Here is a 10,019-nt window from a genome sequence, read left to right as displayed (position 1 = left end):
GCAGACTGTCCCCCAGTTGCATGCGCCTCCATGGGCCGGCACGAGGCGAAGCGAGCCGGGGAAGTAGAGAGACGACACGCGCATCTGGAAGATCTCCGCAGACAGGGCGCTGCGCGAGGAACGCGTCGACGCCATGGATGCGCTCTGCGCGGCCGGGCAGGTCGATACCACGCTGCCGGAAAGGATCACTGCCGAGAGGCTCATGAGGGGCCTGAGCGCGGCTGCCTTATGGCGCCATCGCGGCTTCAGGCGCAGTGACAGCCCCTGCTCCCTGCAAGCCGATAGATCCGTTTGACGTTGCCGATGTGGCCCTCGCGGCGCAACAGAACATGCACCCAGCGGTAGCCGTAGTGCCGATGCGTGGCGGTGATCTCCTTGATCCGCATCTTCAGCGCCGACTCGTCCTTCTTGACGGGCTTGTACAAGTCGGTCGACGCCGACATCTTCATCACGCACAAGGCGTCGCGCTGGGTGCATCCAGCATGCCGTTCGTTCTGTTGTTCAACGGCAAGGGAACATGGGGCAGGGGCAGCTTCTTCAGCCCCTGAAAGCCGAGCATTTTCCATTTCCAAGGCCCGACAGCACTGAGGCCCTCGAAGCGGGCGTGGATGATGACGTCCACTTGCTGGCGCGAGCGCAGCAAGCTTGGGCTGCAGGGACTCAGTCCGGTCGAGTACCGATTGAGAAGCACCGCCTGATCGGCGGAATCCAGACGGTCCGACTTTCGGGCACAGTTGAAAATGGGGGCGTTTCACGCTGCTCGCGCACGGGCGTGCGGTCGCCATATGCAAGCCGCGGCAGGGCTGGAGCCGTGCCAACCAGAGGGCCGCGCACAGGCGCGCGCCGTCCGCCGCTTTCGCGCGCTTCGATCCGCAGCTTCGAGCACGCACTCCGACCGCCACAGTCTCGACGAGCGCGTCGTGCTCGACGGCGCCGACGTGATGCTGGTCCACGAATGGACAGCATCCTCGGTGATGCGCCGCATTGCGCGGCATCGCCGCGACGGCGGCCGCGACCGGCTCTTTCACAACACGCACCACTGCCCGGCATCTGAGAGGGGACTCTTGTTTGCGCGGAACCTGACAACCTCGTCAGAACCGGGCAGCGACATGCGATGGCCGAGCCATCATGCGTTCGCGCCTGCAAGCCTGAAGAGGCTCACCGACTGGACCAGACTTGTTGCTTGGACCTGCAGCGACTGCGCCGCAGCGGCGGCCTCCTCGACCAGCGCTGCGTTCTGCTGTGTGGTCTGGTCCATCTGGCTGATGGCATGGCTGACCTGTTCGATGCCTGTGCTCTGCTCGTGACTGGCTGCCGAGATCTCTTCCATGATGTCCCTCACCCGCTGCACACTGCTCACAACCTCCTGCATCGTTCTTCCGGCCTCGTTGACAAGATCGCTACCCTCACCGACCCTTTGTACGGAATCGTCGATGAGAGCCTTGATTTCCTTGGCGGCCGCCGCCGAGCGATGCGCCAGATTACGTACCTCGGCCGCGACCACCGCGAAGCCTCGTCCCTGATCCCCCGCTCGCGCCGCCTCGACTGCGGCATTGAGCGCCAGAATGTTCGTCTGGAATGCGATGCCGTCGATCACCCCGATGATGTTTGCCACCTTGCGTGAAGATCCATGGATCGAATCCATGGTCTGCACCACCTGACCCACCACCGTCCCGCCTTTGACGGCCACCTCGGACGCCAGCGTCGCCAGTTGATTGGCTTGGCGTGCGTTGTCGGCGTTCTGCTTCACCGTGCTGGTGAGTTCCTCCATCGCTGCCGCTGTCTCCTGAAGGGAACTGGCCTGCTCCTCCGTCCGCGAAGACAGATCCTGATTCCCTGCAGCGATCTGGCTGGAAGCCATGGCGATGGTGTCCGTGCTGCTGCGCACGCCCCCCACGACCTGCGACAGGCTCTCGTTCATGGTCCTGAGCGCCCGCATCAACTGACCCGTTTGGTCATTGCTGCGTACAGAGATCATCGATGTCAGATCGCCCGCCGCCACGGTTTCAGCGACCCGAACGGCCTCCCCGACCGGGCGAGTGATCGAGCGCGTCAACGACACCGCAATCACCCCAGCCAGTGCCGTCGCCAAGGTACCGAGGCCGAGCAGCCACAACGCTGCCATGTGGGCGATGTCGGCGGCCTCGGCGGTGAACTGCTCCATGCCTTGCACCTGGGTCCGGGAGAATGCCTCGATCGCCGACAGATAGGCTGTTTGGGGCGGCAACATTTTCCTGATCAGGTAGTCGCGCCCCTCCTCCATCCGGCCCGATTGGATATGCTCAATCAGCTTGGCCTCATGCGCTCGAAAAGTACCGCGGGCCTCCAGCAGTGCATGCAGCGCCGCTTTGCCAACCTCGGTGTGGATGATCAGCTTCAGACGCTCAGAGGCCTTGGCGATCACCAACGCGGACTCATCAACCTTGGCAAGTTCTGCCTTGATCACCCCCGGATCTCGTGCCATCAGGGCCGTCCGCAAGGCCTGGGCTTGCTTGTTCACCTCGTTCTCGATGGTCTGGGCAAGCGCCACCTTGGCATAGCGATCGTGTGCGATCACCTCGGTGTTCTGATCGACCGCGCGGATGCGGCTGATGCCGACTGCGACCATCGCCATCAACAACGCAATCACGACCCCGAACCCTATTCCCATGCGGGTGCCGATCCCGAAATCCCTGAACTTTTTCATGATTTTTCCCAGGTGAAGTACTTGCTGAAAAGTTGCAGTGCCTGAAAAGGCAACGCAGGCAGGCTCCAAGGGATATCGGCAATGCGAACTTAATGTTTAGCGAAATGCGCAGGCTGCTGGCGAAAGCCTGAGATCGAGGTGTGAAGCGTCAATAAGCACCGGACGTGCTTCACAGCCAGTCCGGCCGCGGCGTCCGAGAAATCGTCGACGGTATCCGCGATGCGGCTTGAAGAGTTCACGCCCACCGCCGCAAACCTGAAGCAGAGCTCCTGCGAAACGACGTGCTGCATGCGGACGAGACCCCTGTGGCGATGCTCAAACCTGGAGCGGGGAAGACGTACCGGGCCTACTTGTGGAGCTACTGCACGACGCAATTCAACCCGGTTCAGGGCTTCGTGTTCGACTTCGCCGACAGTCGAGGGGCCAGCACGTGCGTGACTTTCTCAGGCTGAGCGCAACCAGCGCCAAGCCGGGGTGGCGAGGCAAGCTCGTCACCGACGACTTCAGCGGCTACAAGGCCTGCTTCGAACTCGGGGTGACTGAGGTCGGGTGCATGGCACACGCGCGGCGCAAGTTCCACGAACTATGGGTCAACCATGGCAGCCTGGTCGGCGAGCAGGCGCTGAAGTTCTTCGATCCGCCATATGACATCGAGCGCGAGGTGGCGCAGACCGACAGCGGCAGCAGTCTCGAACTCCGACGACAGCGATCAAGGCCGGTTACCGATGCGCTGGATCACTGGATGCGCCAGCAGCGCCAGAAGATCCCCGACGGATCGGCAACCGCCAGGGCGATCGACTACAGCCTCAAGCGCTGGGGTGCGCTCACGCGCTTCCTCGAAGATGGCGGCCTGCCGATCGACAACAACTGGATAGAAAATCGGATTCGGCCGATCGCGCTCGGCCGCCAGAACTGGCTGTTCGCCGGATCGCTGTGTGCAGGCAAGCGAGCCGCCGCTGTCATGAGCCTGATCCACTCGGCCAAGCTCAGCGGGCACGATCCCTACGCCTACATCCGCCACGTGCTGACCAGGTTGCCGATCCACCCGGCCAGCCGCATCAATGACCTGTTGCCTCATCGCTGGGCGCCAAGCAATTGAAGGTTGCCCGATTCGAAATCAGTACCCGTTCGTTGTCTGCTCGTGCAGCCGCAGGCTATATTCCATCAGAACGTCCAGCGCGCGCTCACCCGCGCGCTGCGCGGCTCCATCGGATGGATGTGCTTGCCGTCGATGCCGCTGCCGCAGTCCCCTCGTGCCACCTCACCCGCACTGCACGAGGCGTAGAAGTACTCGATGTCGTTGCCCTTCCTGCCCGTCAGGTTGAACACGTCGAGGCCCAGCGTGAGGTGCTTGTTCACCGCATAGCGCGCGCCGAAGTTCAGCAGCGTCGTCGCGCGAGAGCGCACGCTGTTGAGCGTGTCGAGCGCGCGTGGCCCCATGTACCGCAGGCGAAGGGAGGCTGTTAGCGGGCCGTCGGTGTAGGTCACGCCAGCCGCGACCACCCGCTCCACCGCGTTGTCGATGTAGTTGCCTTCGCCCTCGGGCGCCACGCCCCGGAAACGCGCGCGCGACAGCGCCGCATCAGCCTCTAGCCGCCAGCGCGAATCGATCTTCCAGCGCATCGTGGCCTCGATGCCCCGGCGGCTGCTGGCGCGACCGGGTTCCGTGGTGCCCACATCGCCCACATAGACCAACTCGGAGTCGAGCCTGAGCTGCCACAAGGCCGTCGTGAACGTGAAGTTCTCGTTCGGCTGGAAGCGCCAGCCGATCTCGGCACCACGCCCCTTCACGAGCGCAGGCACCCGCTCGGCCGGCAGGCCGCTTTGCGGGTCGACGCTGATAGTGGCGCCGCGCACGTCGTTGCTGTGGAAGCCCACGCCGGCATTCAGGTAGAACTCGTGCGCTGGCGTGAGGGTGAAGGCCAGCCCGGCCTTCGGGCTGGCGAGCGAGTCGCGGCCCCGGCCACTGTTGACGGGACCGTAGACCGGCTCCCGTCCGTCGACCTGATAGCGCAGCGCATCTCCTCGAAGACCAACGTATCCGCGCCACCGGTCGCTGAAGTTCACCAGTTGCTGCCCGTAAAACGAAAACAGATCCTGCGACACCTTGTCGTTGCGCACCGTGGAAATACGCTCGCGCGCCACGGTGTTGTAGAGCCCGACCTCGCCGATGCGGTCGCCGCGCCACTGGGCGCCGAAGCTCAGGATGCCGTCGAGCTCTGCGATCTTGTTCGGCCGGCTGTGCGATACCTGCGCACCGAAGACGCGGCGGCGGTCGGTCTGCTCGAACTGGTCGCCCAGTTCCGGGTTGTTCAGGAAATAGGTGAAGTCCGAGAACAGGTCGAAACGGTAGTCGATGGCGTAGGCGCTGATCTGGGTCTGGCCTTCGGGGCTGTTGTCGAACCACTTGCCCGACAGGCTGATGCGCCGGGTCTTGCCGCCGTCGGTGGTGTTCATGGACCCGAAGCGCGAGAGTTCGCCGCTGTCGACCAGCCGCTCGGGAATCTGATCGGTCGAGTTCCAGCGGCTCTGATAGGCCATGCCGGTGATCGTGAAGCCTCGAACCTGCGAGCCCTGGGAATAGCGCAGCACCGCATTGGCCTTTCGCAGGCGCTCGGGCGTGTCCCAGGGGCCGTTGTTGCCCTCCAGCTCGACCGCGCCCAGCCAGGTCTGGTCCTGCACCGTGCGCGAACCCGCGGCGAGCAGGCGGCGGAAGTTGTTGGCCCCGAGCGTGACCTCTGCGAAAGGTGCGTCGAGCGCGCTCACATAGTCCAGCGACGCGCTGCCGGCCAGCGAGAAGTCGCCGCTGTCTGCGAAGTACGGCCCCTTGCGGTAGCGCACGCCCGAGACGAGGTCGGGAATCAGGAAGTTCAGATCCGCGAAGCCCTGGCCGTGGCCGTGCGTGGGCATGTTGACCGGCATACCGTCGACCGTGACCGCGAAATCGGTGCCGTGGTCGAGGTTGAAGCCGCGCAGGAAGTACTGGTTGGCCTTGCCATCGCCCGAATGCTGGGTGGCCACGACGCCGGGCACCGCTTCGACGATGTCGCCCGGGCGCAGCTTGGGGCGCGCCTGGAATGACTCCTTCTCGGCCGCCCCCTCGCTGGCGCTGTCGGCCGAGCCGATGGCGGCGTCGCGCGGGCCCCGTACCTCGACCTCGGGCAGGTGCCTGTCCTGTGCCCAGGCGGGAGCGCTGGTCAGCAGCGCAGTCATGAACACGCCGGGGGAGCATCGGAGGATGGCACGCACGGGGAATCCCTCTTGTTGTAAGAACAATCAGGAATTATTCATACATGCAGGCGAGAGCCGAATACGCCATTCGGCGCACAGCTCAGTTCATGGGCTTGAGGTGGCGGTGCGGCTTGCTCTTGCCGTGGGCGTGCGGCTCGCTGAAGTCGAGCGGCACGAGGTGCACATTGCCGTGGCGCACGCCGCGCAGTGCGACAAGCTGCTCGGCGCAGGCCTGCACGGCCTCCGTTGGCCCGCGCAGAACCACCGTCTCGAGGCAATGGTCATGGTCCAGGTGCGTGTGCAGGCTGGTGATCACCAGGTCGTGGTGGTCGTGCTGCAGGTCCATCACGCGGCTGGTGACGGTGTGCTCGTGGTGGTCGTAGACATAGCTCACGTTCGCCACGCACCACGCTGCTTGGCGCTTGGACGGCTTGTCGAGCGTGGCGCTGCCGAGGCGGGAGCGGATCAGGTCGCGAACGGCTTCAGAGCGGTTGCCGTACGCCTTGTCGGCGATGTACGCATCGAATTGACGGGCCAGTTCGTCGTCGAGGGAGATGGTGAAACGTTCCATGGCTGCGGTTCCTTTGCGCGCATGCATCATAGAGGCCCAGATCCACTCATCTTCTCCTTGGAAATCAAGGTGTGTTCGTCAGACGCTTACCTTGAGCTCGCGGCTGCGCAGGCCTACGAGCACGCGCGGCTGGCAAGAAGCCTCGCAGGCTGGCGCCCTGGCAGGCCGTGCCCTGTGCCCAGTTGGCACCCGATCTACTGGATTACATGGACCGCTTCATCGATCCCATGGCCCCGACATGGCACGGCCGACGCAGCTGAGCGGGTCGGAGAAATCGTCCGGGCCATTCGGCTCCCTGCACACAGGCCGCGAATCGGCAGAGGCCGCCGCGACGAAGTGGCGCTTTACCGGTCCCTGAACGAGATCGAGACGGTCTTTGCCCTGGCTCTGCGCGAGCAGAGAGAGTCGGGATTCAAGCATTGGCGGATTGCCATCGAGGCGGGTGCTGCTGCCCGCCCCTGCCATCGTGCTCTTTCCTCCAACATCCAGGGCGAGACGCCCTGCCCATCAATTGGATAGCCTGGAAAGGCCGTAGCCGAGTTGCCGCTCGTGCCGCATTGAAAGCAGGACGACTTCGCGCATCGAATGCGCGTAGAGTACGACGTGGCGGGCCAGCACCAGCTCCCGCAGTTCGGGCAGGCCCAGGGCTCTCGCACTCTGGCGTGCCTGCTCCGCCTGGAAGCGCCCCCAGTCCGACCTGGCATCGAGAAACCGGGCTGGCCGGCCGCTGGTGGGCGCGAATGAAAGAAGTTCACGCGCTTTGACGACTTCAGCCTGCAGCCTCTTGAAGCGCGCCGACGCCGAAGCCGCGTCTTGTTCCTCCATGAAGCTGCGCGCAGCTTTCAGGCTCGCCAGAAAGTTCGGAACCGCCCGCACCCTTGCGTTGACAGGGATGCTCACGGTGCCGATGCGGTTCCGAGTGCCTGGTCCAGTTCCTCGTCAGACACGAACTGCCCCGCCAGCGCCTCCCGCAAGCCGGCAATGGCGTCTTCGGCCAGCACAAGGTTGGCATGTTCCGACTCGAGAGCGTGGTAGTAATCCAGCCGGCGTGCATCGACCAAGGCAACATAGCTCGCGCCGTTCTTGGTCAGAACCTTTTCCGAGCCGCTGCCGACCACGTCTTCGGCCAGCTCCGTGAGCCGGGCGCGCGCTTCGCTGATGGGAACGATATCTGAAGCTCTAAACGACATATTGCAGTATCCGTTAAGGTTTTCATTAATCCCACTTTAGCAGTCAAGCCGGGGGTATGCAACCCTCGAGGAAGACATTCGGCCAGGGCGAAGTTCAATAGCGGATGGTCGCTTGACCCGGAAAAAGCGCCACCTCGCAACTCGCGAAGCGGCGCACGAAGGACCTCAACGGGTCCTCCGTCCTCCGCGGGGCCGACCATCGCCTGCAGCCGCTCGATCACGCTGGGTTCGACGAAGACGCACGGCACATCAGGCGCCAGTGCCACGTCGGCCACACGCACAAGGACTTCGCACTTCAGGTGCGCGAGCCGCCCCGTGCGCCAGGCCTGTTCGGGCCGCATGGGGTCCTGCTCCGCCGGCACGCCGCTGCGCTGCGGGTCGCACTCGATGAGCGTGACAAAGCCTTCCTCGAAGAACCTGCAACGCTCAGCGCACAGGCCCCAGCCTGTCACAGTGGGGCGCTTCATGCTCCGGCGCAGCCGCCTGTCGAACAGGATGCCGCCGGTATCGAAGTCCAGGCCGCATACTCGGTAGAGGTGCTGTTCCATCTAAACGTGTGATTTCTCGTCCATGACGATCTCCGTTTGTCCGGGCGGAATTGCCCGCCGCCGGGACTGCACGGCGCAGCGCAGCAGTCAGGGGTCGACGACGGCCGCCAGCGCCGCGCCCAGCCGCGGCGCGCAGCCCTTGACGGCGAGAACGACGTGCCACACTGAAGGCCCCAGCAAGACCACGCCACTCCGTCTTCTCCCTTTTTCACTTTTTCCCCTCTCCCTCTCCTTCCTCCGCCTTCCGGATTCCACGAGGCCCGGGCGTCACGCGCCCCGCACGACCGGCCCGAGCCCTCCCGGACCGGATCGCTCCACGGGCCGCCCTCAGAGCAGGCCGCGCTCGGCCATCGAGGCACCCGGTTCGCCTCCACGACGATGTGATCGAGCACCCGCACGTCGATCAGCGCCAGCGCCGACTTCAGGCCTTCGGTCACCGCCAGGTCATCGGTCGAGGGCTCCACCACCCCCGACCGGTGGCTGTGCGCCAGGATCACCGCCGAGGCGTTGTGCAGCAGCGCGCGCTTGAGCACTTCGCGCGGATAGACGCCCGTCTGCGTCAAGGTCCCGCGAAACAGGTCCGCGAAGGCCAGCAGCATGTGCCGCGCATCGAGGAACAGGACCACGAAGCTCTCGTCCGCCTGCCCCGCGAAGTGCAGCTTGAGGTGTCCGAGACGCCGCACAGCAAGCGGAACGCCTCGCCCGCGCGCAGTTCCTTGGCCAGCATCTCCCGCGCCAGACGCAGGCCGCACAGCAGCTGCGTGCACCCCGGCAGCAAGGAGTCGCGCACAAAGCCCGCCAACCGTTGCGGCGAACGGCCCTGCGCCGCATACACCCGCTCGGCGTCGGCACCGAGGAACGGCCACAGCGCATTGAGCACGCTGCGCTCGCGCGCGGTGAAGACTCAAGCGCCAGAGGAAATCGAGGAAGAAGAGGAAGACAAGGGGGATGCGCTCATGACGAACTCCTGTACGAGACACAGGCGGGATTGCCTGCGAGACCCCGCCATCCCCTCGCGGCGCAGCGCTCAGGGCCGCCGCAGGCGCGGCGCACGCGCCGAGCACGCGAAGCGCGCGCAGGGCCTAGAACGCGAGAACGAGGGGGTGGCCTCAGGGCTCCCAGGCAAGCCCTCCCCCCGCCCACACCACGGCGCGGCGGTTCCGGTCCCGATCTCCAGTCGGCGTGCATCCGGCAGGGCACGAGGCGAGGCCCCTCGGGCGAGGCAAGCAACGCAGGCGCCATCCGATCGTTGCGCGGCGTTCGACAACTGGAAGGAGCGCAGCGCCCGCGTTGTGGTGCTGTGGGAACGGATGTGGTGATTCGACTGCACAGGTTGCCGACGGTTATGGACGCCTCCGGCGAGAGCCGATCTCCGCGAGAGCCGATCTCCGCGAGAGCCGATCTCCTCGCGGCAATGGAGGGCGTGGCCGCCCTGGAACACCCGTGGGCGGCGCCAGCCGTCGCGCACCGACGCCAAGCGTCAGAGCGAGAGCTGCTCTGGGTCTGTCCCCCGTGCGCCGAGAACGCGGGGAGCGCCCGCGCCCGGGGCGCCGACAACGCCGCGTTCCCGCGCCACCGGATCAGCGTCGCAGCGAATGGACTCTCGACATCCCGGGCAGCGGCTGGACACGTCCGGAGACGACGCACGACCGACGCGTCATGACGCAACGCAGTGGCCCATCCCACGGGCTCGGCTGGGCTCCGGACTGGGATCCCCCGGCGCAAGCGCCGCGCTCAGTACCGTCGGGGATAGGAGCCGAGCAGCCGGAATTCCCTGTGCTGCGCCAGCAGCC

General features: G+C 65.3%; 10 protein-coding genes and 2 pseudogenes. 2 read left to right on the top strand and 10 right to left on the bottom strand.

Annotated features, from left to right (window positions below; genetic code table 11):
* The 4 genes from ACTJLF_RS34210 to ACTJLF_RS34195 all read right to left on the bottom strand — a co-directional run.
* A partial coding sequence (locus ACTJLF_RS34210; RefSeq protein ID WP_440884842.1) for a hypothetical protein occupies nt 1–204 on the bottom strand: 204 nt, incomplete at its 3' end.
* A 41-nt stretch (nt 205–245) separates the two neighbouring features.
* Nucleotides 246–449 (bottom strand): IS3 family transposase, encoded by a 204-nt coding sequence (locus tag ACTJLF_RS34205; RefSeq protein WP_440884841.1) that lies wholly within the window; start codon nt 447–449, stop codon nt 246–248.
* Complete coding sequence (locus ACTJLF_RS34200; RefSeq protein ID WP_440884840.1) at nt 449–643, bottom strand: hypothetical protein; 195 nt, start codon at nt 641–643, stop codon at nt 449–451. Before ACTJLF_RS34200 ends, ACTJLF_RS34205 begins: the two co-directional genes overlap by 1 nt.
* A gap of 483 nt (nt 644–1,126) precedes the next feature.
* Nucleotides 1,127–2,686, bottom strand: a complete 1,560-nt coding sequence (locus ACTJLF_RS34195; RefSeq protein ID WP_440884839.1) for a methyl-accepting chemotaxis protein — start codon at nt 2,684–2,686, stop codon at nt 1,127–1,129.
* A 311-nt stretch (nt 2,687–2,997) separates the two neighbouring features.
* Here ACTJLF_RS34195 and tnpC point away from each other — a divergent pair.
* Nucleotides 2,998–3,662, top strand: a pseudogene (gene tnpC, locus ACTJLF_RS34190) (IS66 family transposase); the annotation flags it as partial.
* Entirely contained in the window at nt 3,648–3,785 is a 138-nt protein-coding gene (locus ACTJLF_RS34185) for a transposase domain-containing protein (protein WP_440884844.1), read from the top strand. The pseudogene tnpC and the gene ACTJLF_RS34185, both read left to right, overlap by 15 nt.
* 65 nt (nt 3,786–3,850) lie before the next feature.
* Here the strand turns inward: ACTJLF_RS34185 and ACTJLF_RS34180 are convergent, their stop codons facing one another.
* From ACTJLF_RS34180 to ACTJLF_RS34155, 6 genes and pseudogenes are all read right to left on the bottom strand, one after another.
* Nucleotides 3,851–5,899 carry a TonB-dependent receptor gene (locus tag ACTJLF_RS34180; RefSeq protein WP_440884843.1) on the bottom strand — a complete coding sequence of 683 codons (2,049 nt, stop codon included), beginning with the start codon at nt 5,897–5,899 and terminating at the stop codon, nt 3,851–3,853.
* A 118-nt stretch (nt 5,900–6,017) separates the two neighbouring features.
* Nucleotides 6,018–6,488 (bottom strand): nickel-responsive transcriptional regulator NikR, encoded by a 471-nt coding sequence (gene nikR, locus ACTJLF_RS34175; RefSeq protein ID WP_440884838.1) that lies wholly within the window; start codon nt 6,486–6,488, stop codon nt 6,018–6,020.
* A gap of 507 nt (nt 6,489–6,995) precedes the next feature.
* A complete protein-coding gene (locus ACTJLF_RS34170; RefSeq protein WP_440884837.1) occupies nt 6,996–7,388 on the bottom strand; it encodes a hypothetical protein in 393 nt (130 codons plus the stop codon).
* Nucleotides 7,385–7,678 carry a type II toxin-antitoxin system Phd/YefM family antitoxin gene (locus tag ACTJLF_RS34165; protein WP_126186255.1) on the bottom strand — a complete coding sequence of 98 codons (294 nt, stop codon included), beginning with the start codon at nt 7,676–7,678 and terminating at the stop codon, nt 7,385–7,387. The genes ACTJLF_RS34170 and ACTJLF_RS34165 overlap by 4 nt, the downstream gene beginning before the upstream one ends.
* The gene (locus ACTJLF_RS34160; protein ID WP_440884845.1) at nt 7,576–8,226 is read right to left on the bottom strand and encodes a hypothetical protein; all 651 of its coding nucleotides are present in this window, start codon (nt 8,224–8,226) and stop codon (nt 7,576–7,578) included. Before ACTJLF_RS34160 ends, ACTJLF_RS34165 begins: the two co-directional genes overlap by 103 nt.
* Before the next feature lie 422 nt (nt 8,227–8,648).
* Nucleotides 8,649–8,852 (bottom strand): annotated as a pseudogene (locus tag ACTJLF_RS34155) (JAB domain-containing protein); the annotation flags it as partial.
* Nucleotides 8,853–10,019 lie beyond the last annotated feature (1,167 nt).

It is taken from the genome of Variovorax sp. 22077, from assembly GCF_052044195.1.
In the GTDB taxonomy this organism is placed as follows: domain Bacteria; phylum Pseudomonadota; class Gammaproteobacteria; order Burkholderiales; family Burkholderiaceae_C; genus Variovorax; species Variovorax atrisoli.
Note: the sequence above shows the minus strand (reverse complement) of the source record. Positions and strands in the feature narration are given on the sequence as shown.